The sequence below is a fragment of the Nocardioides sp. NPDC057767 genome, assembly GCF_042798275.1.
In the GTDB taxonomy this organism is placed as follows: Bacteria; Actinomycetota; Actinomycetes; order Propionibacteriales; family Nocardioidaceae; genus Nocardioides.
The window spans coordinates 1-25278 of the sequence record NZ_JBHVKJ010000050.1 but is presented as its reverse complement, the minus strand read 5'-3'; the positions used below and the strand labels follow the sequence as shown (position 1 = coordinate 25278).

At 68.9% G+C, this 25278-nt stretch carries 27 protein-coding genes; 12 read left to right on the top strand and 15 right to left on the bottom strand.

Annotated features, from left to right (window positions below):
* Nucleotides 1-3 precede the first annotated feature (3 nt).
* Together ACFVDI_RS22250 and ACFVDI_RS22245 are read left to right on the top strand one after the other, a co-directional pair.
* A complete protein-coding gene (locus ACFVDI_RS22250) occupies nt 4-1755 on the top strand; it encodes a DEDD exonuclease domain-containing protein (RefSeq protein ID WP_378910310.1) in 1752 nt (583 codons plus the stop codon).
* A gap of 23 nt (nt 1756-1778) precedes the next feature.
* Nucleotides 1779-2057 carry an Lrp/AsnC ligand binding domain-containing protein gene (locus ACFVDI_RS22245; RefSeq protein WP_328531597.1) on the top strand — a complete coding sequence of 93 codons (279 nt, stop codon included), beginning with the start codon at nt 1779-1781 and terminating at the stop codon, nt 2055-2057.
* A 58-nt stretch (nt 2058-2115) separates the two neighbouring features.
* Here ACFVDI_RS22245 and trpD read toward each other — a convergent pair whose 3' ends face one another.
* Both trpD and ACFVDI_RS22235 read right to left on the bottom strand, forming a co-directional pair.
* Nucleotides 2116-3153, bottom strand: a complete 1038-nt coding sequence (gene trpD, locus ACFVDI_RS22240) for an anthranilate phosphoribosyltransferase (RefSeq protein WP_378910306.1) — start codon at nt 3151-3153, stop codon at nt 2116-2118.
* Complete coding sequence (locus ACFVDI_RS22235) at nt 3150-3560, bottom strand: hypothetical protein (RefSeq protein ID WP_378910304.1); 411 nt, start codon at nt 3558-3560, stop codon at nt 3150-3152. Before ACFVDI_RS22235 ends, trpD begins: the two co-directional genes overlap by 4 nt.
* 139 nt (nt 3561-3699) lie before the next feature.
* Here ACFVDI_RS22235 and ACFVDI_RS22230 point away from each other — a divergent pair, with 139 nt between their 5' ends.
* The 5 genes from ACFVDI_RS22230 (at nt 3700) to ACFVDI_RS22210 (ending at nt 8607) form a co-directional block, all read left to right on the top strand.
* On the top strand, nt 3700-4365 hold the full coding sequence (locus ACFVDI_RS22230; protein WP_328531600.1) for a heme-copper oxidase subunit III: 666 nt from the start codon (nt 3700-3702) through the stop codon (nt 4363-4365).
* 13 nt (nt 4366-4378) lie between these two features.
* Nucleotides 4379-5260 carry a c-type cytochrome gene (locus ACFVDI_RS22225; RefSeq protein ID WP_378910302.1) on the top strand — a complete coding sequence of 294 codons (882 nt, stop codon included), beginning with the start codon at nt 4379-4381 and terminating at the stop codon, nt 5258-5260.
* Nucleotides 5257-6420 (top strand): Rieske 2Fe-2S domain-containing protein, encoded by a 1164-nt coding sequence (locus tag ACFVDI_RS22220; protein WP_378910298.1) that lies wholly within the window; start codon nt 5257-5259, stop codon nt 6418-6420. The genes ACFVDI_RS22225 and ACFVDI_RS22220 overlap by 4 nt, the downstream gene beginning before the upstream one ends.
* Nucleotides 6417-8144, top strand: a complete 1728-nt coding sequence (locus tag ACFVDI_RS22215; protein ID WP_378910295.1) for a cytochrome bc complex cytochrome b subunit — start codon at nt 6417-6419, stop codon at nt 8142-8144. Before ACFVDI_RS22220 ends, ACFVDI_RS22215 begins: the two co-directional genes overlap by 4 nt.
* Before the next feature lie 112 nt (nt 8145-8256).
* On the top strand, nt 8257-8607 hold the full coding sequence (locus ACFVDI_RS22210) for a hypothetical protein (RefSeq protein WP_378910293.1): 351 nt from the start codon (nt 8257-8259) through the stop codon (nt 8605-8607).
* 54 nt (nt 8608-8661) lie between these two features.
* On the opposite strand, the gene ACFVDI_RS22205 is transcribed toward ACFVDI_RS22210, so the two are convergent.
* From ACFVDI_RS22205 to ACFVDI_RS22160, 10 genes are all read right to left on the bottom strand, one after another.
* Nucleotides 8662-9513, bottom strand: a complete 852-nt coding sequence (locus ACFVDI_RS22205; RefSeq protein WP_378910290.1) for a MurR/RpiR family transcriptional regulator — start codon at nt 9511-9513, stop codon at nt 8662-8664.
* Nucleotides 9510-10385 (bottom strand): phosphonate ABC transporter, permease protein PhnE, encoded by an 876-nt coding sequence (gene phnE / locus ACFVDI_RS22200; RefSeq protein ID WP_378910286.1) that lies wholly within the window; start codon nt 10383-10385, stop codon nt 9510-9512. Before phnE (ACFVDI_RS22200) ends, ACFVDI_RS22205 begins: the two co-directional genes overlap by 4 nt.
* The gene (gene phnE / locus ACFVDI_RS22195) at nt 10382-11206 is read right to left on the bottom strand and encodes a phosphonate ABC transporter, permease protein PhnE (RefSeq protein WP_378910283.1); all 825 of its coding nucleotides are present in this window, start codon (nt 11204-11206) and stop codon (nt 10382-10384) included. Before phnE (ACFVDI_RS22195) ends, phnE (ACFVDI_RS22200) begins: the two co-directional genes overlap by 4 nt.
* On the bottom strand, nt 11203-12006 hold the full coding sequence (phnC, locus tag ACFVDI_RS22190) for a phosphonate ABC transporter ATP-binding protein (RefSeq protein ID WP_378910281.1): 804 nt from the start codon (nt 12004-12006) through the stop codon (nt 11203-11205). The genes phnE (ACFVDI_RS22195) and phnC overlap by 4 nt, the downstream gene beginning before the upstream one ends.
* On the bottom strand, nt 12003-12980 hold the full coding sequence (phnD, locus tag ACFVDI_RS22185) for a phosphate/phosphite/phosphonate ABC transporter substrate-binding protein (protein ID WP_378910278.1): 978 nt from the start codon (nt 12978-12980) through the stop codon (nt 12003-12005). Before phnD ends, phnC begins: the two co-directional genes overlap by 4 nt.
* Nucleotides 12974-13708 carry an HAD family hydrolase gene (locus ACFVDI_RS22180; RefSeq protein WP_378910275.1) on the bottom strand — a complete coding sequence of 245 codons (735 nt, stop codon included), beginning with the start codon at nt 13706-13708 and terminating at the stop codon, nt 12974-12976. Before ACFVDI_RS22180 ends, phnD begins: the two co-directional genes overlap by 7 nt.
* A 189-nt stretch (nt 13709-13897) precedes the next feature.
* The gene (locus tag ACFVDI_RS22175; RefSeq protein WP_378910272.1) at nt 13898-15106 is read right to left on the bottom strand and encodes an Ig-like domain-containing protein; all 1209 of its coding nucleotides are present in this window, start codon (nt 15104-15106) and stop codon (nt 13898-13900) included.
* A gap of 150 nt (nt 15107-15256) precedes the next feature.
* Entirely contained in the window at nt 15257-15673 is a 417-nt protein-coding gene (locus ACFVDI_RS22170) for a cytochrome c oxidase subunit 4 (RefSeq protein ID WP_378910270.1), read from the bottom strand.
* Nucleotides 15674-15678: 5 nt separating this feature from the next.
* The gene (gene ctaD, locus ACFVDI_RS22165) at nt 15679-17352 is read right to left on the bottom strand and encodes a cytochrome c oxidase subunit I (protein ID WP_378910268.1); all 1674 of its coding nucleotides are present in this window, start codon (nt 17350-17352) and stop codon (nt 15679-15681) included.
* Nucleotides 17349-18242, bottom strand: a complete 894-nt coding sequence (locus ACFVDI_RS22160) for a cytochrome c oxidase subunit II (protein WP_378910265.1) — start codon at nt 18240-18242, stop codon at nt 17349-17351. Before ACFVDI_RS22160 ends, ctaD begins: the two co-directional genes overlap by 4 nt.
* Before the next feature lie 175 nt (nt 18243-18417).
* Between ACFVDI_RS22160 and ACFVDI_RS22155 the strand changes: the two genes are divergently transcribed.
* Nucleotides 18418-19524, top strand: a complete 1107-nt coding sequence (locus ACFVDI_RS22155; protein ID WP_378910262.1) for a cysteine desulfurase family protein — start codon at nt 18418-18420, stop codon at nt 19522-19524.
* Nucleotides 19521-19757, top strand: coding sequence for a sulfurtransferase TusA family protein (locus ACFVDI_RS22150; protein WP_008363166.1), 237 nt, complete (start codon nt 19521-19523; stop codon nt 19755-19757). Before ACFVDI_RS22155 ends, ACFVDI_RS22150 begins: the two co-directional genes overlap by 4 nt.
* Nucleotides 19758-19812: 55 nt before the next feature.
* Here the strand turns inward: ACFVDI_RS22150 and ACFVDI_RS22145 are convergent, their stop codons facing one another.
* Complete coding sequence (locus tag ACFVDI_RS22145) at nt 19813-20796, bottom strand: carbohydrate kinase family protein (RefSeq protein WP_378910257.1); 984 nt, start codon at nt 20794-20796, stop codon at nt 19813-19815.
* A 118-nt stretch (nt 20797-20914) separates the two neighbouring features.
* On the opposite strand from ACFVDI_RS22145, the gene ACFVDI_RS22140 reads away from it, so the two are divergent.
* Nucleotides 20915-21130, top strand: a complete 216-nt coding sequence (locus ACFVDI_RS22140) for a hypothetical protein (protein ID WP_328531616.1) — start codon at nt 20915-20917, stop codon at nt 21128-21130.
* A 196-nt stretch (nt 21131-21326) separates the two neighbouring features.
* On the opposite strand, the gene erpA is transcribed toward ACFVDI_RS22140, so the two are convergent.
* Together erpA and ACFVDI_RS22130 are read right to left on the bottom strand one after the other, a co-directional pair.
* A complete protein-coding gene (erpA, locus tag ACFVDI_RS22135; protein WP_008363173.1) occupies nt 21327-21680 on the bottom strand; it encodes an iron-sulfur cluster insertion protein ErpA in 354 nt (117 codons plus the stop codon).
* A gap of 64 nt (nt 21681-21744) precedes the next feature.
* Nucleotides 21745-22830, bottom strand: coding sequence for a glycerate kinase (locus ACFVDI_RS22130; RefSeq protein WP_378910253.1), 1086 nt, complete (start codon nt 22828-22830; stop codon nt 21745-21747).
* 94 nt (nt 22831-22924) lie between these two features.
* On the opposite strand from ACFVDI_RS22130, the gene ACFVDI_RS22125 reads away from it, so the two are divergent.
* Both ACFVDI_RS22125 and nadA read left to right on the top strand, forming a co-directional pair.
* Nucleotides 22925-23974: a DUF695 domain-containing protein gene (locus ACFVDI_RS22125; protein ID WP_378910249.1), complete on the top strand. Its 1050-nt coding sequence runs from the start codon at nt 22925-22927 to the stop codon at nt 23972-23974.
* A 74-nt stretch (nt 23975-24048) separates the two neighbouring features.
* A complete protein-coding gene (nadA, locus tag ACFVDI_RS22120) occupies nt 24049-25221 on the top strand; it encodes a quinolinate synthase NadA (RefSeq protein ID WP_378910247.1) in 1173 nt (390 codons plus the stop codon).
* Nucleotides 25222-25278: the final 57 nt, after the last annotated feature.

The following is a 25278-nucleotide window of genomic DNA, read 5'->3' as shown; positions in this document are numbered from 1 at the left end:
AACATGAGCAGTGCGGCGGTTCGTGAGGCGCGGAAGGAGTTGCGCGCCCGAGCCGTGGCACGCCGGCACCAGGAGACCGCCGGCCGCTGGGAGGCGCAGCGCGGCTTCGACGAGCTCGGCCGACCGCTGCGCGACCTCACCTTCTGCGTGGTCGACCTGGAGACGACCGGCAACAGCCCCGACAACGGCGGCATGATCACCGAGATCGGCGCGGTGAAGGTGCGCGGCGGTGAGGTGCTCGGCGAGTTCCAGACGCTGGTCAACCCGCACACCGGCATCCCGCCGTCGATCGCCGTCCTGACCGGCATCACCAACTCGATGGTCGCCTCCTCCCCGACGATCGAGTCGGTGCTGCCGGCGTTCCTCGAGTTCGCCGAGGGCTGCGTGCTGGTCGCCCACAACGCCCCCTTCGACGTGGGGTTCCTCAAGCATTTCGCTGCGAAGCAGGAGCGGCCGTGGCCGCGTTTCGAGGTGCTCGACACGGTGAAGATCGCCCGCCGGGTGATCACCCGCGACGAGGCACCCAACCACAAGCTCGGCTCGCTCGCCCGGGTCTTCGGCTCCCCCACGACCCCCAACCACCGCGCGCTCCAGGACGCCCGGGCGACCGTCGACGTCCTCCACGGGATGATGGAGCGCCTCGGCAACCTCGGCGTGCTGACCCTCGAGGACCTGGCGGCGTTCTCGGCCAAGGTCACCACCGCCCAGCGCAAGAAGCGCCACCTGGCCGAGGACCTGCCGCACGCGCCCGGCGTCTACCTGTTCAAGGACAGCCAGGACCGGGTGCTCTACATCGGCACCTCGAAGGATCTGCGCACGCGCGTACGCACCTACTTCACCGCCTCCGAGACCCGTTCCCGAATGGGCGAGATGGTCGGGCTGGCGGCGACCGTGCAGGGCATCGAGTGCGCCACGGCGCTGGAGGCCGGGGTGCGCGAGCTGCGACTCATCGGCGAGCACAAGCCGCCCTACAACCGCCGCTCACGGCGGCCGGAGAAGATGCACTTCGTCAAGCTAACCCAGGAGCCGTGGCCGAGGCTCTCGCTGGTCAAGCGGGTGCTGGACGACGACGCCGACTACCTCGGGCCGTTCGGGTCCAAGAAGGTCGCCGAGAAGGCGCTCCAGGCGCTCCACGACACCTTCCCGATCCGGCAGTGCGCCGACCGGCTCCCGCTGCTCCCACGCAAGACCCCGTGCGTCCTCGCCGAGCTCCACCGCTGCCTGAGCCCGTGCGACCAGAGCGTCCCTGCAGAGACGTACGCGACCTTGGTGGCCCGGGTCCGCGAGTCGCTGCTCCACCGGCCCGACGAGGTCGTCGAGACGATCACCGAGCGGCTCACCGGCCTGGCCGAGCAGGAGCGGTTCGAAGAGGCGGCCGTCCACCGCGACCGGCTCACCTCCTATCTGCGTGCCGCGGCGCGCACCCAGCGACTCAGCGGCCTGACCCGGCTGCCCGACCTGACCGCGATCCGGCGCGAGGACGACGGCCGCTGGGCCGTCCACGTCGTTCGTCACGGGCGGCTCGCAGCGGCCGGGGTGATCCCCCGCGAGGCCAACGCGCACGCCTACGTCGCCGACCTCCAGCTCAGCGCGGAGACGGTCCTGGACGCGCCCGGGCCGGTGCCGGCCGCGAGCGCCGAGGAGACCGAGCTGGTGCTGCGCTGGCTGGAGTCCCCGGGCGTACGCCTGGCCCACATCGAGGGTGAGTGGACCTGCCCGATCGGTGGCGCGGGCCGGCGGGCAGCGAGCCTCTAGGCCGATCGGCTAACGTGACCTGCGTGATCACAGCGATCGTCTTCATCAATGCCGAGGTCTCCCAGATCCCCGAGGTGGCAGAGGCCGTGGCCGCCATCGACGGCGTCAGCGAGGTCTACTCCGTGACCGGCCAGATCGACCTGATCGCCCTGGTGCGCGTCCGTGCCCACGAGGAGGTGGCCACCGTGGTCGCCGACAAGATCAACAAGGTCCCCGGCGTGCTCGAGACCGAGACCCACATCGCCTTCCGCACCTACTCCCAGGTCGACCTCGAAGCCGCCTTCTCCATCGGCCTGGACTGACGGCCGCAACGGGCGCAAGCCCGTCGTGTGCCGCCGACTCGGCGCGTGATCATCTAGATCAACGCGAGGTCGCTTCGACCCACCGGTCGAGCACAGCCTGCGCAGCCCCGGAGTCGATGGCATCCGCGGCCCGGGCGATGCCGCCGGAGAGACGCTCGTCGACAGTGCCGGAACCGGCGTCGTGCACCGCGAGGGCGGCGCCGGCGTTGAGCAGCACGGCGTCGCGTACGGCGCCCTTCTCCCCCGCCAGCAGACGGCGGACGACGGAGGCGTTGTAGGCGGCGTCGTCACCGCGCAGGTCTTCAGCAGTGGCACGGGCGATGCCGTGGTCGAGCGGCTCGACGCTCGCCTCGGTCACGACGCCCTGCGAGACCATCCACACGTGGGAGCTCGTCGTGGTGGTCAGCTCGTCCAGGCCGTCGTCGCCACGGAAGACCCAGGCATCGACGCCTCGGCGGGCGAAGACACCGGCCATGACCGGCGCGGCGGCGGCATCGGCGCAGCCGATCGCGGAGGACGCGGGGCGCGCCGGGTTGGTCAGCGGGCCGAGCAGGTTGAAGACGGTCGCGATGCCGATCTCACGCCGCGCGGCGGCGGCGTGACGCATCGCGGGGTGGAACGCCGCGGCGAACAGGAAGGTGATCCCGGCCTCCTCGGCCACCTCACCGACACGCGAGACATCGAGGTCGAGCCGGATCCCGAGCGCCTCGAGCACGTCGGCCGACCCCGACTTGGACGAGGCGGACCGGTTGCCGTGCTTGACGATCTTGGCGCCGGCCCCTGCCGCGACGATCGCCGACATCGTGGAGATGTTGACCGAGAACGAGCGGTCACCACCGGTGCCGACGATGTCGAGCACGCGCCCGGGCACGAAGATCGGGTTGGCCTTGGCCAGCATCCCGTCGGCGACGCCGGCGAGCTCGTCGACGGTCTCGCCCTTGGCGCGCAGCGCCACCGCGAAGGCGGCGATCTGCGCGCTCGTCGCCTCACCGGAGAGGATCTCCCCCATCGCCCACGCCGCCTGGTGCGCGGACAGGGACCGTCGCGCGACCAGCGTGGTGAGGACCTCGGGCCAGGAGTTGGGGGCGGACGTCATGCGCCAACGTTAACGGGCCGCAGCAGTCCCACGACCGTCCGGGCCAGCTCGAACGGGTCGAGCGGGTGGGCGACAGTGGCCTCCGCACGCGACCAGGTGGCGAGCCACGCGTCCTGAGGACGACCGATGAGGACCACGATCGGCGGAGCGTCCGCCACCTCGTCCTTGACCGCCTTGGCGATCCCCAGCCCACCGGCCGGAGCGGCCTCCCCGTCGAGCACGGCCAGCGCCAGGCCACCGGCGTCGAGCTGCGCGCGCACGGCCGGCTCAGTCGCCACCTCGACGTACTCCACCTCCGGAAGAGAGGGGTGCGGGCGGCGTCCGAGAGCGAGGATCACCTGCTTGCGTACGTCGACGTCGTCGCTGTAGACGAGGATCTTCAAAGAATTCGAGGTGGTGTCGGTCACACCCCGATGCTAGCGCCAACACCAGGGTCCACGGCCACATGTCACACACCGAACCTGAGCGGTGTCCAAGGGTTGTGAAGGCACCCTCGAACACGACACACAGGGTCCCAAGAAGACTCTGGGAATGGGGCAGGACATAATGGCGGGCGTGGCGACAGTATCGACTCTTCCAACAGCCCGCCTGCACGGGCATCACGACCGTCCGAGCATGGTCAGCGTGGGGACGATCATCTGGCTCGCAAGCGAGCTGATGTTCTTCGCGGCGCTGTTCGCGGCCTACTTCACGATCCGCGCGGTCAGCCCCGAGGTGTGGGAGGCAAACACCGAGGGACTCAACATCCCGTTCGCGGCGGTCAACACGACCATCCTCGTGCTGTCGTCGTTCACCTGCCAGTTCGGCGTCTTCGCCGCCGAGCGCGGCCAGGTCGGACGTAAGGGCTCCCTGCTCGCGATCCGTCTGTGGGGTCTGCGTGAGTGGTTCATCCTCACCTACCTCATGGGCGCGGTCTTCATCGCCGGCCAGGCGACGGAGTACGCGGCCCTGGTCCAGGAAGGCATCGCCCTCAATCGGGGCATCACCGGTCCTGACGACCCCTACGGCTCCGTCTTCTACCTGACCACCGGCTTCCACGGCCTGCACGTCACCGGCGGTCTGATCGCCTTCCTCTTCGTGCTCGGCCGGACCTACGTCGCCAAGCGCTTCACCCACGAGCAGGCCGTCTCCGCGATCGTCGTGTCCTACTACTGGCACTTCGTCGACGTGGTGTGGATCGGCCTGTTCGCGACCATCTACCTCCTCAAGTGACCAAGGACTGAATGTGCGTCTACTGAACCGCTCCGTCGGTCGACTGTCGCGGCACCGTCGCCGCCCGTTGGCCGGTGCCGCCGTGCTCCTGGTCGCCCTGTTGAGCACCGGCGGTGCGTACGCCGCTCTCGCCCCGGCCTCCCAGGCCGAGCAGGAGAAGGACAACGCCGCCCTCGTCGCCGAGGGCAAAGAGCTCTTCATGATCAACTGCTCCACCTGCCACGGCTCCAACGGTGAGGGCATCACCACCCAGAACGGGAAGCTCTACGGCCCCTCCCTGATCGGTGTCGGTGCCGCCTCCGTCGACTTCCAGGTCGGCACCGGCCGGATGCCGATGGCTCAGCCCGGCGCGCAGGTCGAGGTCAAGGACCCGAGCTTCAACCAGGACGAGATCGACGCCATGGCCGCGTACGTCGCCAGCCTCGGCCCCGGCCCGGCGATCCCGGACGAGGAGCAGTACGACCCGGAGACCTACGCCTCGGAGAAGGAGAAGGAGGAGGCGGTCACCCTCGGTGGCCAGATCTTCCTGACCAACTGCACCGCGTGCCACAACTTCACCGGTGCCGGCGGCGCCATGCCGCGCGGTGGTGAGGCTCCGAGCATCCTCAACACCGACCCGAAGCACATCTACGAGGCGATGCTGACCGGTCCGCAGTCCATGGACACCTTCTCCGACGGCAACATCAGCCCGGAGGAGAAGAAGGCGGTCATCTCCTACGTCGAGTCGATGAGGGACCAGCCCGACTACGGCGGCTTCAACAACGGCGCGCTCGGTCCGGTGACCGAGGGCATCGTCGCCTGGATCGTCGGTCTCGGCGTCCTGGTGGCCTTCGCAGTGTGGATCGCCTCGCACACCACGCGCACCAACCAGACCAAGAAGGGATCTGCCAAGTGAGCAGCGACCTCAGCGAGATCGAGAAGCACGACGACTCGCACCCCGAGCTCAACGCGCACACGGACGCGCTGCTGCCCGACCCGGGCATGCACGAGCATCACTGGCGTCCTACCGACGTCGACCCGAAGGCGGAGAAGCGCGCCGAGCGTCAGGTGAGCCTCTTCTTCGGTCTCTCCGCGCTCTGCTCGGTGCTGTTCGTGGTCGCCTACTTCACCATCGAGCCCGGCTACGACGGTGACGTCTGGGCGGGCTACGGCGCCTCCAACCTGGCACTGGGCTCGGCCCTCGGCTTCGCGCTCCTCTTCCTCGGCATCGGTGTCATCCAGTGGGCCCGCAAGCTCGTCGTCGACATCGAGCACGCGGAGGACCGCCACCCGGCCGCCTCCTCCCCCGCGACCCGCGAGGTCGCCGTCGCCGAGCTCAAGGCCGCGCTCCACGAGTCCGGCATGGCTCGCCGCCCGTTCATCCGCAACGCGATGATCGGCTCGGCCGCCCTGCTGGGGCTGCCCGCGATCGTCATCCTCAGGGACCTGGGCCAGACCAACGCCCAGATCACCGAGGAGCAGCCCTACCCCGGTGCCGGCCTCGAGCACACCGTCTGGGACGCCGGCGTGCGGGTCGTACGCGACGTGGTCGGCACCCCGATCCGCCCGGGTGACCTGGAGATCGGTGACCTGGTCAACGCCGAGCCGGCGACGATCTTCGACGGCAGCCTGCACGGCGCACCACTGCAGATCGCCAAGTCGAAGGCGGCGACCATCCTGCTCCGGATGGACCCCAACGACATCGCCAACGACGTGACCCGCAACTGGTCGGTCAACGGCATCGTGGCCTACTCCAAGATCTGCACCCACGTCGGTTGCCCGATCTCGCTGAACGAGCGCACCACGCACCACCTGCTGTGCCCGTGCCACCAGTCGACCTTCGACCTCGCCGACCACGGCAAGGTCATCTTCGGTCCGGCCGGCCGTCACCTGCCCCAGCTGCCGCTGGGCGTCGACGCGGACGGCTTCCTTGTTGCCCTCTCCGACTACCCTGAGCCTGTGGGCGTCAGCTACTGGGAGCGCAACACCTACGACATCGACGAGATCTTCGACGACTGGTCCAAGGACCACGCCGCCGATGCTGAGCAGTACGGCTACAAGGAGGGCGGACAGTGAGCACCGACACGTCCAAGGTTGCCGCCAGTAACGGCACCGATCCCGCTGCCCCGGCAGGCAAGCCGACCAAGGCGGGCGCGGCGGCCAACTGGGCCGACGAGCGCCTGGGCCTGGGTGGCCTGAGCAAGTTCCTCTCCCGCAAGATCTTCCCCGACCACTGGTCGTTCATGCTGGGTGAGATCGCGCTGTGGAGCTTCGTGGTCCTGCTGGTCACCGGTGTCTTCCTGACCCTGTGGTTCAAGCCGTCGATGGCCGAGGTCGTCTACCAGGGCTCCTACGCCCCGCTGCGCGGCATCCCGATGTCCGAGGCAATGATCTCGACGCTGGACATCTCCTTCGACGTACGCGGCGGTCTGCTGCTGCGCCAGGTCCACCACTGGGCCGCGATGCTCTTCATCGCCTCGATGATGATCCATATGATGCGCGTCTTCTTCACCGGTGCGCACCGCAAGCCGCGTGAGATCAACTGGGTCATCGGCGCGACGTTGCTGCTCCTCGGCACGCTCGAGGGCTTCACCGGCTACTCGCTGCCTGACGACCTGCTCTCCGGCACCGGCATCCGGGCCGCGGACGGGTTCATGATGGCTATCCCGATCGTGGGCACGTACATCTCGTTCTTCCTGTTCGGAGGCGAGTTCCCAGGCGATGACATCATCCCGCGCCTGTTCACGATCCACGTGCTGCTGATCCCCGCGCTGCTGCTGGCGCTGATCGGTGCCCACCTGATCCTGCTGATCTACCACAAGCACACCCAGTGGCCTGGACCCGGCCGCACCGAGAAGAACGTGGTCGGCTACCCGATGGTGCCGAACTACATCTCCAAGATGACCGGCTTCTTCTTCATCACCTTCGGTGTGACCGCCCTGCTCGGTGCCTTCTTCTCGCTCAACCCGGTGTGGAAGTTCGGTCCCTACGACCCGACCAAGGTCACCGCCGGCTCGCAGCCTGACTGGTACATGGGCTGGCCCGACGGCGCGCTGCGCATCATGCCTGGCTGGGAGTCGCACTTCTGGGGCTCGACCTGGTCGTGGAACATCTTCTTCCCGGTCATCGTGCTGCCGATGGCGGCCTGGATGGTCGTGCTGATGCTCCCGTTCATCGAGGCTTGGATCACCGGCGACAAGCGCGAGCACCACCTGCTCCAGCGCCCGCGCAACGCTCCGACCCGCACCGCCACGTTCGTCGCGCTGATGACGTTCTACGCGGGCTTCTGGGCCGCGGGCGGCAACGACATCATCGCGATCAAGTTCGACCTCTCGATCAACCAGATCACCTACTTCCTGCGGGCGTTCGTGTTCCTGGGTCCGATCGCGGCGTTCATCATCACGCGTCGTTGGTGCATCTCGCTGCAGCGTCACGACAACGAGAAGCTGCTGCACGGCTACGAGACCGGCACGGTCATCCGTACGCCGGAGGGCGCCTACCACGAGAAGCACCTCCCGCTTCCCGAGGACGAGGCCTACGCCATGACCGTCCGCGACCGCGGCCGGGCCGGCGAGGAGCCGGAGCTGAAGAAGAACGGCAAGCAGTCGTTCCGCGCCAAGCTCCGCGCCTTCTACTACGACCACGACGTGGACAAGCCGACCCCCGAGGAGCTCAGCGAGGCACACCACCACGCCGAGCACGAGGCCCACGCGCTGGCCGCCCACGAGGGTCACCAGGTCGACGGTCACGACTTCGACGATCACCGCCACTCGGCGATCGAGGAGCCTCTCAGCCACTGACCACGGCTGGTACGCCACGTGGCGCCGTTCCCTCCGGGGGACGGCGCCACCTGCGTTTTGCCGCAGGAAACCCGGTTGCCCAGGCTCGGAGGCGAGCCCTAGGGTCCGGCACATGACCGGCCTCCAGGCTCGACTCCGAGCCGACCTCCTGTCCGCCCGCAAGGCCCGCGACACCGCGGCCACAGCCGTGCTCCGCTCGACGCTGTCGGCCATCGCCAATGCAGAGGCCCTACCGGTGGCAGAGGCCGCCCTCTCGAGCGACGGACCGATCGCCGGCGCCGCGAGCGGTGCGGGCGCCACCGAGGCCGCGAGACGCGACCTGACCGACGACGACGTCCGGCGCATCATCTCCGCGGAGCAGACCGAGCGGCTGAGCGCAGCGACGGACCTGGAGTCCCACGGCGCGGGCGAGAAGGCGGAGCAGCTCCGCGCCGAGGCGGAGCTGCTCGCGGCGTACCTCTGAAAGCATGCCGAGTCGGCGCGTTCTAACGCGCCGACTCGGCGTGGTTGGAGGGGCTCAGCCCTGCGGGTCGAGCTCGCCGCCGACGACCTCGAGCACCCGGGCGCGTACGTTGGCCGCGGCCTCGGGGTCACGGGCCGCCACGGCGGCGACGAGGGCGTTGCCGAGGATCAGCTGCGGGATCCGGATGATCGAGTCGAGCTCCTGACGGAACCCCGCCCGGCCGCCCTGTGGAGTGACCAGCTCGACCTCGGCGAGCTTGGTCAGCTGGGTGCCGGTGAAGGAGGTCAGCGCGATCACGGCCGCTCCCCCGGCGACGGCCGCCTGGGCGACCTGGATCGTGGGCGCGGTGGCGCCGGTGCCGCTGACGACGACGCAGACGTCGCCCGGCTGGAGCAGTCGGGCCCGGATCAGCTGGTCGAGGTGGTCGCTCGGCGCGACCGTGCTGAGCCCCTGGGAGCCCAGCCGCATCGCGATGTCCTGAGCCACCGGCGAGGAGACCCCGGTGCCGGCGACAAGGATCAAGCGGGCCTCGGCGAGCAGCTCCACGGCCCGGCTGACCTGCTCCTCGGAGAGGAGCCCCACCATGTCGGAGGCGGAGTCGGCGATGTCGGCGAAGAAGGAGCGCACCACCGTCAGCGGGCTGCCTCCCTCGGTCGTCTCGGTCTTGGCCGAACCCAGGTCACGCGCCAGCAGCACCTTGAGGTGCGGGAAGCCGCGGAACCCGAGCCTCTGCGCGGCACGGACCACGGTCGCGGTCGAGACGGAGGCCTCGGCGGCGATCTCGGCGGTCGTCGCCTCGATGGCCCACTCCGAGCGGGTGAGCACGACCTCGGCGACCGCGCGCTCGGACGGGTTGAGCCGCGGCATCGCGGCTCGGATGGCTGGAAGGACCGGCGCACTCGTCATGCCGCCACCACAGTGGCTTCGGCGCCGTGCAGGATCCGGTGACGCAGCGCTGCGGACAGCTGGTCTACCAGGATCGTCACGATGATGATCACAGCTAGCATGATTCCACCCCATTCCCACTCCCGGCCCCGAAGGACACGGTTTAGTAACGCACCAATTCCACCGGCGCTCACGACGCCGAGGATCGCGCTTGCCCTGATGTTCACCTCGAAGCGGTAGAGCCAGAAGGCCACCGTCTCCGGAAGCATCTGCGGGATCACCGCCGTCCGGACCCGCTGCCACCACGACGCACCCGCGGCCGCGACCGCCTCGACCGGGCGCGGATCGACGGCCTCGATGTTCTCCAGCGTCAGCTTGCCCAGCGATCCGATCGAGTGGACGCCGATCGCCATCGCACCTGCCATCGGGTTGAGCCCGAACAGCGGCAGCATCACGATCACCGCGAGCAGGATCTCCGGGACGGCGCGGATGGCGTTGAAGAAGAGCCGCACCGGGACCCGCAGGACGAGCGGCGCGGTGTTGGAGGCCGCCAGGAAGGCCAGCGGGAAGGAGAACAGCGCTCCGACGCAGGTGCCGATCCAGGCGAGCGCCACCGACTCCCCCATCAGCTTCAGCGCCTGCAGCCACCAGTCGCCGTAGGTCAGCTCGGGGTCGGCCTGGCCCTCAGGATGAACCCCCGGCCAGGTGAGCACGCCGTCGAGCATCTGGCCGGCGTACTGCAGGATCTCCCCGGGGAACTGCGGCAGCCGCTCCCACTTGGCGTCGTCCAGCGACCAGCCGGCGACCAGCACGATGCCGATCAGCGTCAGCCCGGCCAGCGTGTAGGGCCACTTCGGTGGTGGCGTCGGCCGCGTCACCGTCTCCGCGGTCACACCAGCCTCCGGCGCAGGAGCTGCGAGAGCAGGTCGATCGCGATGACGACCACGAAGATGACGATGACGACCGCCGCGAGCCGGGCGTAGTCGGCCCGGTTGAAGTAGAGCATGATCAGCTGCCCGACCCCGCCGGCCCCGACCGCACCCAGCACCACCGAGGCGCGGATGTTGAGCTCGAAGACATAGAGGACGTACGAGGCGTAGTTGGGCAGGATCTGCGGCACGATCGCGGCGCGGGCCCGCTGCCAGCGGGTCGCCCCGGCGGCGTCGAGCGCCTCCAGGGGCCCTGGATCGACGGCGTCGATGCTCTCCGCGGTCAGCTTGGCGACGATGCCGATGTTGAAGATGGTCAGCGCCAGGATCCCGGGGAGCGGACCGGTGACGACGGCGACGAAGACCAGCGCGTAGGCCATGTCGGGGAGCGACCGGATCACCGCCATCACCGACTTGGTGACCCGGTAGACCGCGGGCGGCGCACTGACCTTGGAGCCCAGCAGCGCCACCCCGAGAGCGATCAGCGAGCCCACGAACGTCGCGATGACCGCGATCGCTGCCGTCTCCATGAGGGCGGTCCACAGCCGCGAGGACGGGTCGGTGATCTCCTTCCACTCGGGACGGACCACCTCCTCGAGGATCATCGTCAGCTTGGGCCACTGCTCGATCACCGGGGCGAGCGAGAAGTCGATCGCCCAGCCCGCCACCACCGTGATCGCGACGGCGCCGAGAACGCCACCGACGAGCAGCGGGCTCGGCGGCGGCTGCTCCGGGCGGGCCGGGCGAGGCCGGCCGCCCGGACGCTCGAGAGTGCCCAGGGTCATGCCGAGACGTCCTCGGCGGTCAGCGAGCGACCGTAGATCTTCTCGAAGATCGCGTCGTCGGCGTCGGCCGCGGGGCCGTCGAACACCACCTGTCCCGCGCGCATGCCGATGATGCGGTCGGCGTAGCGTCGGGCGAGATCGAGGAAGTGCAGGTTGACCACGGTAGTGATACCGAGATCACGGTTGATCCGTTGCAGGTCGCGCATCACCAGGTTGGCCGTCGGCGGGTCGAGCGAGGCGACCGGCTCGTCGGCGAGCACCACCGAGGGCTGCTGCGCGAGCGCCCGGGCGATCGCGACCCGCTGCTGCTGGCCGCCGGAGAGCTCGGAGGCGCGTACCCAAGCCTTCTCGACGATCCCGACGCGCTCGAGCGCCTCGAAGGCGATCTCCTTGTCGGCCTTCGTGTGCAGCCCGACGGCCGAGCGCAGCCACGACTGGGCGTGCAGCCGACCGGTGAGCACGTTGCCCATGACCGAGCGACGGGTCACCAGGTTGAACCCTTGGAAGATCATCCCGATCTCGGCGCGCAGCCGCCGCAGCCGGCGGCCGCGTGCCGTGGCCACCTCGGTCCCGCCCACCGACAGCGAGCCCGACGTGACCGGGACCAGGCCGTTGATCGTGCGGATGAGCGTCGACTTGCCCGCCCCGGAGAGCCCGACGACCACGACGAACTCCCCCGCCGGGATGGTCAGAGAGACCTGGTCCAGGCCCCGGGTGCCGTTCGGGTAGACCACCGAGACATCGTCGAAGACGATGCTGTGACCACCAGCGGGCCCGCCTCCGGGGTTCGAGCCGCTCATTCGCCGAAGTTCTCCTCCACGGACTTCGCCTTCTTCAGGGCTGCCGTGTCGACCTTCTCGAGACCCTCGATCTCGTAGACCGCCTCCAGCGTCTTGAGCCCCTTGGGGTCCTTCGCCATCGCGATGAACGCGTCGGTCACCTTGCCACGCAGTTCCTTGGAGAGCCCGCCGGCGACGACGATGCCGTCGTTGGGGATCTCGGTGGAGTAGGCGAAGACCACGACCTCGGAGGCGACCTTCGGCTCGTCCACCGCGACCTCCTCGCGGGCATCGTCGAAGCTGACCCCGATCGGGTAGTCACCGCGGGCAACGGCCAGCACCGCCGCGTCGTGGTCGCCGGCGAACTGCGCGTCGAGGTCGACCAGCGCGTCGCCACCGGTGACCTGGCTCCACTGGGTGGCCGGGTAGTAGTAGCCCGAGGCGGAGCCCTGGTCGACGAAGGCGATCGACGTGCCGGGCTTCAGCTTGGCGATCGCCTCCTCGCCGGCGGGGCCGGTCTCGGCGGAATCGGTGCCGTTGCAGTACTTGAAGCCCTCGACCACCTTGACCTCGTCGGTGCAGTAGGTCTCGGGGTCGTTGGTGAACCACTGCGTGTGGTAGGTCCCCGAGCCGTAGCGCACCGACTGCAGGACCGGCACCGCGCCGGCCTGATCCTCGGCCTGGACCATGCCGATCGGGCCGAGCATCGCGACCTGGGCCTGGTCCGCCTTCATCGCCACGATCGCGGCGGCATAGCTCTCGGTCACCTCGGCGCGTACGGGGATCCCGATCCTGTCGCTGAGGAACGACTCCAGGCCCTTCGCGCTCTGCGTGATCGAGTCGACGTCGCCGGAGGGCACCAGCGACAGCACGATCTCATCGGGATCCTCCGCGGGCGCGGCGCTGTCCTCACCGCCGCCACAGGCGGCGAGCGAGAGGGCGAGCGATGCGGCGGCACCGACCGCCAGCAACCGGTTCCTGGGGGTTCTCAACATTGGACAGACTCCTTGAGGGGATGAGCTGCGATGAAGGACGAAGGGTCATTCGACCAGTCCGAGACCGCGGAGTACAGATCGACGAACGATCCTGCACGAACATGTGCCGGTCCCTGCCGGCGGTCGAAGGCGTCAACGTACGCAGCAACACAACCACGCTCGACGGCCGGAGCAAGGTCATTGCGCCAGATGTCGCCGACCGACATCAACCACTCCGGCGTGTCGGCGGCACCGACGTGGTCGAGGAAGGTGTCCAGATGCCCCTTCATCCGGGTCGGCTTGAGCGCGTCGGTGCGCACCTCGTCGACCACGTCGAGCACGCCGAGGTGGTCCAGGACCGCGTCCAGCCCGCTGCCGGGCGAGTTGGTCAGGATCACCCGGTGCGCGTCGATCCCGGCGAGCAGGTCGACCAGCCCCTCGGGCGTGTGGATGTCCCCGGGGTTCGCGCTCATCTCCGCTCTGCTCCAGACGTACGCAGCGCTCAACTCCTCCTCGGTGACACCGGCGGCCAGACCGAGGATCTTGACGGCCTCATAGCCGTCCTGAGCGCCCGTGAGCGTCTTCGGCGCGCTCTCGGGCAGCCGTTGCCCCAGAAAGGCCACAGCGGTCTCCAGGAGGGCCTCAGGGGCCTTGGTGAGGCCCGCAACCCTCTCGGCGTAGAGAAGAGCAGGCGTGTCTCCGAGACACACCGTGCCGTCCAGGTCGAGCACCAACACCGGCCGAGGCAACGAGTCCACCTTCCAGATACGGGCCGGTGGGGTCAGCCCTTCGCAACGCGATTACGTGTATGTGGAACGTAGGTAAAGACGCTGCCGCAGGCAAGCAGCGACCGCCTGATGTCGCGCGCTTTTTCGTGCAGTGCAGAACATCGACTCAGGCCGCGCAGCGGACCGAGGCTGCGCGGTGGTGGCGCCCGGTCAGGCGAGCGCAGACCCCGCCCGGTATTCGTCGTAGGAGGTGTTCCAGTCGCCCCAGCCGTTGCTGAAGGTCATCTCGCGGTTGGTGCCCACGGTCTCGACGACGTCGCCGCGACGGGTCATGTCGTAGAGGAACTTGGCGTTCTCGTCGCTCATGCCGGTGCAGCCGTGGGAGACGTTGGCTTTGCCCTGCTGCGCGACCGACCACGGCGCGCCGTGGATGAACTCACCGGAGAAGGTGAGCCGCATGGCCCACTTCACGCCCTCCATGTTGTAGTACTCCCGGTCGCCCTGGTTGATCCCGATGGTCTCGGAGTTCATGGTCTTGCGCTTGAACTTCTCGATGATCACCTTCACGCCGCTGCGGGTGATGAACCCTTCCTTACCGGTCGTGATCGGGATGGTCTTGATCTTCTGGCCGTTCTTGAAGACTTCCATCTGGTAGGTCTTCGCGTTGGCCCGATAGATGTGCGCATCTCCGGTCTTGAACGTGATCTCGCGGTTCTTCTGGCCGAAGATGCCGCCACCGGCGGGGACCGAGTTGATGTTGAGCTTCACGTTGATCGTGGAGTTCGCCTGCCAGTAGGTGCGCGGACGGTAGTGGACCTCCTTGTCGCTCACCCAGTACCACGACCCCTCCTGCTTGGGCGTCGACTCGACCACCATCTTCTTCTCGAAGGCGGCCTTGTTCTTCACCGGAAGGTCGTACGTCACGATGATCGGCATCCCGACACCGACGGTCTCGCCGTCGAGCGGTGCGATCGACGGGTAGGTCTGGCGGTCCAGGCCGAGGTCCTCGGTGGAGAAGGTGATCTGGCTCTTCTTCTCCAGCCCGTCGTCGCCGGTGGCGGTGATCGAGAGGGTGTAGGAGGCGGTCGGCTCGAGCACCTCGCCGGCGCTCCAGCTGAGGCCGTCCTCGGTGATGGTGCCCCGCACCTTCGTGCCCTTGGCACCCTTCAGCATCACCTCGTCGAGACGTCCCTTGGCCACGTCGACCTTGACCACCTTGTCGACCGCGACGCCGGTGGCCTCGTTCTCGACGTTGGGCGTGATCTGCACCGTCGGCTCGGCCGGCTTCTTCGGCTCCTTCGAGGCCGGGTCGGCCCCGCATGCGGCGAGCACGGGGGTCAGGACCGCTGTCGCGGTGGTCAACAGCACCCCGCGGCGGGCCAGCAGGGACGGGCGGCGAAACGGTGACTGCGTTGACACGGTGAGACTGCTCCAGACCTGAAGTTGTGAACCCAGCGCTCTGAACCGGGACGCGGGCGCGATAACCCTATCGGGCATTGCCAAGAGCCGCCCAAGAACGGCAGCGGGGCCCGATCCGGTCTCGGATCGGGCCCCGCGAACGTGCACGGCTCAGTGCTTGAACTCGCCTCGGTAGTATTCGAAGTTCCAGCCGGCGGTGGCCAGCATGCCGAGCACGGCGGCGATGATGACCAGCCACCAGGCGGCCATCGCGACCGCGAGGACCACCAGGCCGAAGGTGAGACCGGCCCACAGCGGCCACCAGGAGAACGGCGGGAAGAAGCCGTACTCGCCGGCGCCCTCGGCGATGTCGCCGTCCTCGCGGTCCTCGGGCCGCGGATCCATCCGGATGGCGTGGAAGCCGAGGTAGATCCAGATCATCAGGAAGAGGAGCGTGCACATGACCAGCGCCGAGGTGCCGGTCCAGTCGCCACCCTCCTCGGAGGCCGCGGTGACGAACCAGTAGGCCGGGGTGACCAGCACCATGAAGGCGGTGCAGACCCCGAAGATCCAGGCTTCAGACTTCATCGGGCTCAGCCTTCCTTGTTGGAGACGAGATCGTCGTCATCGTGCTCCAGCGCGGCGATCTCCGGGTGGTGGAGGTCGAAGGCCGGGGACTCCGAGCGGATCTTCGGGATGGAGACGAAGTTGTGGCGCGGCGCCGGGCAGGCGGTGGCCCACTCGAGCGAACGGCCCCAGCCCCACGGGTCGTCGACCTCGACGATCGGCGCGTGACGCGAGACGTAGAGGTTGTAGAAGAACGGCAGCATCGACAGGCTCAGCAGGAACGCGCCCACGGTCGAGAACTGGTTGAGGAAGGTGAAGCCGTCGCTGGGCAGGTAGTCGGCGATACGCCGCTGCATGCCCTCGACACCGAGCCAGTGCTGGACCAGGAAGGTCGCGTGGAAGCCGACGAACAGCAGCCAGAAGTGGACCTTGCCGAGGCGCTCGTCGAGCATCCGGCCGGTCATCTTCGGCCACCAGAAGTAGAAGCCGGCGAACATCGCGAACACCACGGTGCCGAAGACGACGTAGTGGAAGTGCGCGACCACGAAGTAGGAGTCGGAGACCTGGAAGTCGAGCGGCGGGCTCGCCAGGATGATGCCGGTCAGACCACCGAAGAGGAAGGTCGTCAGGAAGCCGATCGACCACAGCATCGGGGTGTCGAAGCTGACCGATCCGCCCCACATCGTGCCGATCCAGTTGAAGAACTTCACACCTGTCGGGACGGCGATCAGGAACGTCATGCCGGAGAAGAACGGCAGGTTGACCGCGCCGGTGACGAACATGTGGTGCGCCCACACCGCGACCGAGAGGATCGCGATACCGAGGGTCGCGGCCACCAGGCCGACGTAGCCGAAGATCGGCTTGCGGCTGAAGACCGGGAGGATCTCGGAGATGATGCCGAAGAACGGCAGCGCGATGATGTAGACCTCGGGGTGACCGAAGAACCAGAACAGGTGCTGCCACAGGATCGGGCCGCCGTGGGCGGCGTCGAAGACGTGGGAGCCGAACTGGCGGTCGGACTCGAGCATCAGCAGCGCGGCGGCCAGGATCGGGAACGCGATCAGCGCGAGCAGGGCGGTGATCAGCACGTTCCACGTGAAGATCGGCATCCGGAACATGGTCATGCCCGGCGCACGCATGCAGATGATCGTGGTGATGAAGTTGACCGAGCCCAGGATGGTGCCCAGACCACCCATGTAGAGGCCCATGATCCACAGGTCGCCACCGACACCCGGCGAGTACTGCGCGCTGGAGAGCGGCGTGTAGGCGAACCATCCGAAATCGGCCGCGCCCGTCGGGGTGAAGAAGCCGCTGGCCGCGATCAGACCACCGAAGAGGTAGAGCCAGTAGCTGAACATGTTGAGTCGCGGGAACGCGACGTCAGGGGCGCCGATCTGGAGCGGCATGATCACGTTGGCGAAGCCGAAGAACAGCGGCGTCGCGAACAGCAGCAGCATGATCGTGCCGTGCATGGTGAACAGCTGGTTGAACAGCTCGTCGTTGACGACCTGCTGACCCGGGAAGGCCAGCTCCGAGCGCATCAGCAGCGCCATCAGGCCGCCGACGAGGAACCAGACGAACGACGTGACCAGGTACATCTTGCCGATCAGCTTGTGATCGGTGGTGGTCAGCAGCTGGTAGATGTGCTTACCGAGCGGCTTGGGGCCCCCGGTGACCGGGCGCGCAGCTGTGGCGGTCACTCGCCCTCCTCCTCGTTGTGGCTCGCGATGTCGTCGGTGGTGCGGGTGGACTTGCCACCACCGAGCAGCGGGCGCTCGGCCTCGAAGCCCTTCTGCGCCAGCTCGTCGACGTAAGACTTGTAGTCGCTCTCGGAGAGGATCGCGACCTTGAAGATCATCCGGGCGTGGTAGACGCCGCAGAGCTCGTAGCAGGCGCCGCGGAAGGTCTTGCCCTCGATGAGGTCGTTGGCACCCGGGTTGAAGGTGGCCGTGGCCTCCTTCGTGGTGATCGAGTAGTGGTTGACCCGACCCGGGACGACATCCATCTTCATGCCGAAGTCCGGGACACCGAAGTTGTGGATGACGTCCGCCGAGCGCAGGTTGAACCGCGTGGTGGTCTTCTCCGGGAGGACCAGCGTCGGGATGTGCGAGCCGGTGCCCACGACGTAGCCGTAGCTGTCGTAGGGGAACTCGTCGTCGACGAGGTTGTCGTCCGCGCTCGCGTCCAGCTCACCGATGCCGTGGTTGAAGGTCCACTGCCACTGCTGGCCGGTGACCTCGATCACGTTGGTCGGCGACCCGTCGTCCAGCATCTCGTTCTGGACCTTGACGGTGTGGTCGAAGAACACGATCACCATCAGGACCGGAGCGATCGTGTAGAAGATCTCCAGCGGCAGGTTGTAACGCGTCTGGACCGGGATGTCGGCGTCGCTGCGGCGCCGGTAGCGCCAGATCGCCCAGAAGATGAGCCCCCAGGTCAGGACACCCGTGATCAACGCGGCGATCCATGCGCCCTGCCACAGGGCGAGGTTGTGCTCCCCCTGCTCAGAACGTGGCTCGGGGAAGCCGAAACGCGCCGCCTCGTCCGAACAACCACTCAGCAGGAGGGCGCCGGCCGTCAGCGTCGCCACCAGCGCACCACGTCGGGCGCGGGAGTGGGACGGAGTCGATCCGGCCCCTGGCAAGTGCAGACCCACTACGAGCCTCTCTCTCATGCGAACACTCAGATGTCGGCAGACTACCGCGAGCGCCTCTGGATTCATCTTCAGGGGTTCCTCATGTCGCGTATGGCTACCGTTGGGTTCTGTGACCGACAGCTTCACCTACCTCGACGCCGCATCGGCCGAACCGCTCCATCCGGCGGCCCGCGACGTGCTCCTGGCCGCGGCCGAGCAGGGGTACGCCGACCCCCGCCGCCTCCACCGGCCGGCCCGTAACGCGGGTCTGCTGCTCGAGAACGCCCGCGAGGTCGTGGCCGAGGCGTTGGGCGTACGTCGCGATGAGGTGCTTTTCACATCCTCGGGCACCGCCGCCGTGCATGCCGGCCTGCTGGGGCTCGGATCACGTGGCATCGGTCACAGTGCCGTCGAGCACCAGGCCGTCATCGACGCCGCGCGCTGGTCGCAACGCTCCCCCGTCATCGAGCTGGCCGTCGACGGCGAGGCCCGGGTCGAGGTGGCCGCGGTGCGAGACGCGGCCGCGACCGGAGAGATCGACGTGGTCGCCGTGCAGCAGGCCAACCACGAGGTCGGCACGCTGCAGCCGCTCGACGACGTCGCCTCCGCCGCCCCGGTCTCGCTCTTCGTCGACGCCTGCGCCTCCATGGGGCGGCTGCCGCTGCCTTCGGTCGGTGACGCGATCGCCGGCTCCGCCCACAAGTGGGGCGGGCCCGGTGGCGTCGGTGTGCTGGTCGTGCGCAGGTCGGCGCGGTGGCGCTGGCCGTTCCCGGGCGATGAGTGGTCGCGTACGGATCAGGGGTTCACGAACATCCCCGGGGCACTGGCCGCTGCGGCGGCGCTCCAGGCGGTCGTCGCCGAGCGCGAGGAGGTCAACGCGCGCCAGCACGAGCTGATCTCGCTGGTCCGGGAACGGGTCAGGGCGGAGATCCCCGACGTGGACGTCGCCGGCCCCGACGAGGACCGGATGCCCCACCTGGTGACGTTCTCGGCACTGTACGTCGACGGCGAGGCGCTGGTCACCGCGCTGGACCGCCTCGGCGCCGGTGTCGCCAGCGGCTCGGCGTGCACCTCCGACACCCGCGAGCCCTCTCGCGTGCTTGCTGCCATGGGAGCGCTGACACACGGTAACGTTCGGCTGTCGCTGACCCGCGACACGACGCGAGAGGATGTGGAGCGCGTGCTCGACGCACTGCCCGAGATCGTCAAGGACCTACGCGCCGAGGCCGGCCTGTGAGCGCGCCGGTCGTCACTCTCGACTGCCGCGGCCAGGCCTGCCCGCGGCCCATCATCGAGCTCGGCCGCCACCTCGGCGACGTCGAGGTCGGCGAGGTCATCGCGGTCGCGGCCGACGACGTCGCCGCCCACCACGACGTGCCCGCCTGGGCCCGGATGCGCGGGCAGGAGTTCGTCGGCGAGGTGGAGGCAGAAGACGGCGTACCCGTGTATCGGATACGCCGTCTGAGCTAGCTGAGGGCTGCTTCGCGAGGCCCGGATCTCGACCCGCGCTCGCAGGGTCGCAGGCTCAGGCCTTGATGTGCGAGGCGATCTGGTCCGCGGCGGTGTCGCCGTAGGACTCGCGGACGCGGGCGACGAACTCCTCGGCGGTGAAGGAGTACTCCTGCGGGCCGACGGTCTCGACGCAGTAGGCGGCCAGGACGCAACCGACCTCGGCGGCCTGCTCGAGCTCGCAGTCCCAGGCCAGCGCGGCCAGGAAGCCGGCACGGAAGGCGTCGCCGACGCCGGTGGGCTCGATCGCGTTCACGTTCTTCGCGGCCGGCAGCTGGATCGGGTCCTCGCCCTTGCGCTGGATGCGTACGCCGTCCTTGCCGAGCGTGGTGACCTGGGTGCCGACCCGGGCCAGGACCTCCTCGGCCGACCAGCCGGTCTTCTGCTCGAGGACGTGCGACTCGTACTCGTTGGTGAACAGGTAGGCGGCGCCGTCGACGAGCTCGCGGATCAGCTCACCGTCGCCGAAGGCGAGCTGCTGGCTCGGGTCGGAGATGAAGGTGTAGCCGCGCTGGCGGGCCTCCTCGGTGTGACGCTTCATCGCGTCGGGGTCGTCGGGAGCGACCAGGACGAAGGACGGCTCGCCGACCTTCTCCGCGATCGGGCCGAGCTCGATCTCGCGGGCCTCGGCCATCGCGCCCGGGTAGAAGCTGGCGAACTGCGCCATCGCGGTGTCGGTCGTGCACACGAACCGCGCGGTGTGCAGCGTCTCGGAGACGCGCAGGTGGTCGCAGTTGACGCCGTGGCGCTCGAGCCAGGAGCGGTAGTCGGCGAAGTCCTCACCGACCGCACCCACGAGCACCGGCGAGAGGCCGAGGTTGGCCAGGCCGAAGGAGATGTTGGCACCGACCCCACCGCGGCGGATCTCGAGGTCGTTGACCAGGAAGCTCACCGAGAGCTTGTCGAGCTGGTCGGCGACCAGCGAGTCGGCGAACTTTCCACCGAAGCTCATCAGGTGGTCGGTGGCGATGGAGCCTGCGATCAGGAGTGAACCGGACATGCGCGGAACCCTACCGGCGAGGCGTCGGGCGACGTTAAGGCTCGACCGTGGACGGGAGATGAATATTACCGCCGAGTCGGCCTTCTGCTACCCGTTGGTAGTGCTTACCGTCGTTTGCATGACAGACATGCGCGTTCCGTACGACGACCTCGACAGCCCCGCGCAGCTCTGCGCCGACTGCGCCGCCGCCGACAGCGCGCTGCGGCTACCCGCGCCACGGGCACGCGAGACCGCCCGGCCTGCGCCCGCGGTGCGGATGCAGTCCCGCGAGCCGCGCGACGCCGCCATGCTCGAGGCCATCGGGCACGTCGCCGACGATCTCGCCCTGACCTGACCGGTCTCGGCCCCTCGAGCGGGGCCACCAAATACCAGCAGCCCCTGCCGTGAGGCAGGGGCTGCTGACGTACTTCGTACGTATCTGAGGTGTCCGGTGCGTGCGATGGCAAGGCGCGAGCGCGAAGGCGACCTTGGAGCGAAGCGGTCGTCGAAGCGCTCGCAACGCGGCCAGCGTGCGTGCCGGGCGCCTCAGATCAGTGGAAGGAGTCGCCGCAGGCGCATGATCCGGTGGCGTTGGGGTTGTCGATGGTGAACCCCTGCTTCTCGATGCTGTCCACGAAGTCGATCATCGCGCCGTTGAGGTAAGGGACGCTCATCCGGTCGACGACGACGGACACGCCGTCGAAGTCGGTGACGACGTCACCATCGAGGGTGCGCTCGTCGAAGAAGAGCTGGTAGCGCAGGCCGGAGCAGCCACCGGGCTGCACGGAGATGCGCAGGCTCAGGTCGTCGCGGCCTTCCTGCTCAAGGAGGCTCTTCACCTTCGCGGCGGCAACGTCGCTCAGGTTGATGGAGTCGGCGCGGCGTTCGGTCGTCTGCTCGGTCATGTAGCTGGGCTCCCTGTGCGTGGGTGCGGGTTGTGTCTCAAGGTCAATCGTCGCACATCCGCGGTTATTCCCGGTGGTCGGCGGACCACGTCCGGGCGACCCGGGCGGCGACCTGGACCAGTGAGTCGTACGCCTGGCTCAGTGCCCGCTCCTCCCCGACGCTGTCGACGAGCGAGTAGGCGGCATCGACCCCGAGCGTACGCATCTCCCGACCGCTCATGCTGACCTTCCCCGCCAGCACGATGCAGGGCCGCAGCGCCTGCTCGGCCAGCCTCGCCACTCCGGCCGGCACCTTCCCGGCGGCGCTCTGCGGATCGAAGGACCCCTCGCCGGTGATCACCAGATCGGCCCGGGCGGCCAGCTCGGGCAGCCCCAGCAGGTCGGCGACGACGTCGAAACCGGACCGGCGGGTGGCCCCGAGGAGCAGCAGCGCGAATCCCATCCCGCCGGCTGCGCCGGCACCCTTCTCGGTCGCGGTCTTGCGGGAGGTCGCCGCCGCCAGGTCCTGGAGCGCGCCGTCCCAGCGCGGCATGGTCTCCTCGGCCAGCCCCTTCTGCGCGCCGTAGACCTTGACCGCGCCGAAGAGTCCGGTCAGCGGGTTGTCCACGTCGCTGGCGACGACGATGTCGAGGCCCAGCGGCTCGGGCAGCGTGACCTCGGTGACGCCCTCCAGCCCGGCGACACCGGCGTCGAGCGGCCGGTCCGCGGTGGCGCCCAGGGCGGCCAGCAGTCCCGCTCCGCCGTCGCTGGTGCCCGAGCCGCCGAGACCGACGACGACCGTGCTCGCCCCGGCGTCGCGGGCGGCGAGGAGCAGCTGCCCCACCCCGTACGAGGTCGCCTGCTCGGCGCCCTTCCCGCCGGTCAGGTGCAGACCGGCGGCCTGAGCCGACTCGACATAGGCGGTGCCGCCGTCGACCAGCACCTGCGCCGACGCCGGCTCGCCGTGCGGCCCCCTGACCTCGACCTCCCGGAGGTCGCCGCCCAGCACGTCGTGCAGCAGCTCGAGGAATCCCGGTCCTCCGTCAGCCATCGGGGCCAGCGAGAGCTCGTCCCGGGGAGCCGTACGCCGCCATCCCTCCGCGATCGCGGAGGCGGCCTGGGAGGCGGTGAGCGTGCCTGCGTACTTGTCGGGGGCGATCAGCACTCGCATGGCCGAAACCTACCCGCGTACGGAAGCCGAGGGGCGCTCCAGGACCGTTGTCGATGTCGTAACCAACGCACATGCGTCGCGTTAAGGTCGTTTCGTGCGGATCTTCGGGCGACGCGGCGCCAGGGACTCAGAGAGCAGGCGGATCAGTGCCTTCTGGACCTGGTGGGCCCAGAAGGGCTCTCTGGCCTGCGGTGCCGCGCTCGATGCCGACGACCAGGACGCCCTGGTCACCCTGCTGGCACGACGGGTCGACGCGATGGAGGCGGGCCTGAGCTGGGAGGTCGGCCCCGGCCCCCTGGGCGGGCGGCTGCTGGTCGTCTCGGCCGGCGGCAACCCGGACCATCGCGCGCTCGCGCGCCGCTGGCTGCTCGCCGCGCCCGAGCCCGACGGCGTCTCGCCCTGGGAGTTCAGCGACCAGCGCCCGCCGGTCGACGATCCGGTCGAGGCCGTGCTCACCACACCCGGGGGCGACGCGCTCCGGCTCGCCGACGTGCTCGTCGGCGCCCGCCAGAAGGGCGCCCACTTCGATCTCACCCTCTTCCACCCGGCCTTCCCCGAACTCGCCGAGGACGCCCGGCTGCAGGTCGCCTTCCACGCCCTCGACACCACGCTGGGCGAGTCCAGCACCGAGCTGTGGATCGGCGAGGTCGAGACCACCACCGCCCGCCCCCGTGACGGCTTCGGCCTCGACGGGCTGCGGGCAGCGGTGCGGAACCTCCGCAAGGAGTACGTCGACCCCGACGGCAACCCGGCCTGGGTGCTGCTCCACGGGGAGAGCCCCCAGGGTCCGGTGATCGCGAGCGCGGTCGTGCCGCTGCACCCGGTGACGGCGCCCAACCTGACCCACCACGTCGGCGTGATGGTGCCCTACGTCGGCTTCGCCGAGCGCGGCCTCCCCTCGGCCGACGCGCTGCACGAGCTGAGTCAGCTCGAGGACCGGCTCGCCACGACCCTCGGCGCCGACGGCCGGGTCGTGGCTCACGAGACCACCAACGGCGTACGCCTTCTGCACGCCTACGTCGACCCCACCACCTCTGCCCCGCAGCGGCTGGAGGAGACGGTCGGCGGCTGGGCCCACGGCGATGTGATCACCCGGGTCGACACCGACCCGGCCTGGGAAGCCGTCCGCCCGTTGCGCGCCTGACGACCACACCGCCCCGACCACGATGTGACCCACGCCACCAGGGGTCCCAGCCCTCGACATGTATTATCGTCATCATGACGACTGTCGACCTCCCGCTGCTCCCCCTGGGGCGCGGCACCGACCTGAACTCCGAGCGTGGCGTCGAGTGTCCCGGCGACCTGCCGGCGGCCTCCGACCCCGACCTGGTCAAGCGCGCTCTCGCCGCCAAGGAGAAACTGGGCGAGAAGGTGTTCGTCCTCGGACACCACTACCAGCGCGACGAGGTCATCCAGTTCGCCGACGTGACCGGCGACTCCTTCAAGCTCGCGCGCGACGCGGCCGCCCGTCCGGACGCGGAGTACATCGTCTTCTGCGGCGTGCACTTCATGGCCGAGTCGGCCGACATCCTCACCTCGCCGTCACAGGCGGTCATCCTCCCCGACCTCGCCGCCGGCTGCTCGATGGCCGACATGGCACGGCTGGGCCAGGTCGAGAAGGCCTGGGAGGCGCTCTCCGAGGCGGGCGTGGCCGAGCAGGTCGTGCCGGTGACCTACATGAACTCCTCGGCCGACATCAAGGCGTTCTGCGGCCGCCACGACGGCGTCGTGTGCACCTCGTCCAACGCTCAGGCGGTGCTGGAGTGGGCCTTCGAGCAGAAGGACGACGCCAAGGTCCTCTTCTTCCCCGATCAGCACCTCGGCCGCAACACCGCGGTCCTGAAGCTCGGCATGTCGCTGGACGACTGCGTCGTGTGGGACCCGCTCAAGCCCGGCGGCGGCGTGAGCCCCGAGGAGCTCAGGGCGGCGAAGGTGATCCTGTGGAAGGGCCACTGCTCGGTCCACGGCCGCTTCTCCCCCGACACCATCGACGACCTGCGCGCCGAGATCCCGGGCGTGCAGATCCTGGTCCACCCCGAGTGCCAGCACGAGGTCGTCCTCAAGGCCGACCTGGTCGGCTCGACCGAGTTCATCATCAACACCATCGAGGCCGCTCCTGCCGGCTCGGCCTGGGCGATCGGCACCGAGCTCAACCTGGTCAAGCGTCTGGCCGCCGCCCATCCCGACAAGCGGATCGTCTTCCTCGACCGCACCGTCTGCTACTGCTCGACGATGAACCGCATCGACCTGCCCCACTTCGTCTGGGCGCTGGAGTCCCTGGTCGAGGGGCAGGTCGTCAACCGCATCGAGGTCGACGCCGACACCGAGCACTACGCCAAGCTGGCTCTCCAGCGGATGCTCGATCTCCCGGGCAAGACGCAGGACGACTGACCCCGTCCAGCCGAGGCGTCGGCTACGTCGGCCGAGGTGGCACCGGTGTGCCACCTG

Coding starts and splice junctions, on each gene's coding strand:
- phnD (WP_378910278.1), bottom strand. CDS start 12,980: ATGTTGAGAACCCCCAGGAACCGGTTGCTGGCGGTCGGTGCCGCCGCA.
- trpD (WP_378910306.1), bottom strand. CDS start 3,153: ATGACGTCCGCCCCCAACTCCTGGCCCGAGGTCCTCACCACGCTGGTC.
- ACFVDI_RS22250 (WP_378910310.1), top strand. CDS start 4: ATGAGCAGTGCGGCGGTTCGTGAGGCGCGGAAGGAGTTGCGCGCCCGA.
- ACFVDI_RS22230 (WP_328531600.1), top strand. CDS start 3,700: ATGGCGGGCGTGGCGACAGTATCGACTCTTCCAACAGCCCGCCTGCAC.
- nadA (WP_378910247.1), top strand. CDS start 24,049: ATGACGACTGTCGACCTCCCGCTGCTCCCCCTGGGGCGCGGCACCGAC.
- phnC (WP_378910281.1), bottom strand. CDS start 12,006: ATGAGCGGCTCGAACCCCGGAGGCGGGCCCGCTGGTGGTCACAGCATC.
- ACFVDI_RS22140 (WP_328531616.1), top strand. CDS start 20,915: ATGACAGACATGCGCGTTCCGTACGACGACCTCGACAGCCCCGCGCAG.
- erpA (WP_008363173.1), bottom strand. CDS start 21,680: ATGACCGAGCAGACGACCGAACGCCGCGCCGACTCCATCAACCTGAGC.
- ACFVDI_RS22145 (WP_378910257.1), bottom strand. CDS start 20,796: ATGTCCGGTTCACTCCTGATCGCAGGCTCCATCGCCACCGACCACCTG.
- ACFVDI_RS22170 (WP_378910270.1), bottom strand. CDS start 15,673: ATGAAGTCTGAAGCCTGGATCTTCGGGGTCTGCACCGCCTTCATGGTG.
- ACFVDI_RS22205 (WP_378910290.1), bottom strand. CDS start 9,513: ATGACGAGTGCGCCGGTCCTTCCAGCCATCCGAGCCGCGATGCCGCGG.
- ACFVDI_RS22130 (WP_378910253.1), bottom strand. CDS start 22,830: ATGCGAGTGCTGATCGCCCCCGACAAGTACGCAGGCACGCTCACCGCC.
- phnE (WP_378910283.1), bottom strand. CDS start 11,206: ATGACCCTGGGCACTCTCGAGCGTCCGGGCGGCCGGCCTCGCCCGGCC.
- ACFVDI_RS22210 (WP_378910293.1), top strand. CDS start 8,257: ATGACCGGCCTCCAGGCTCGACTCCGAGCCGACCTCCTGTCCGCCCGC.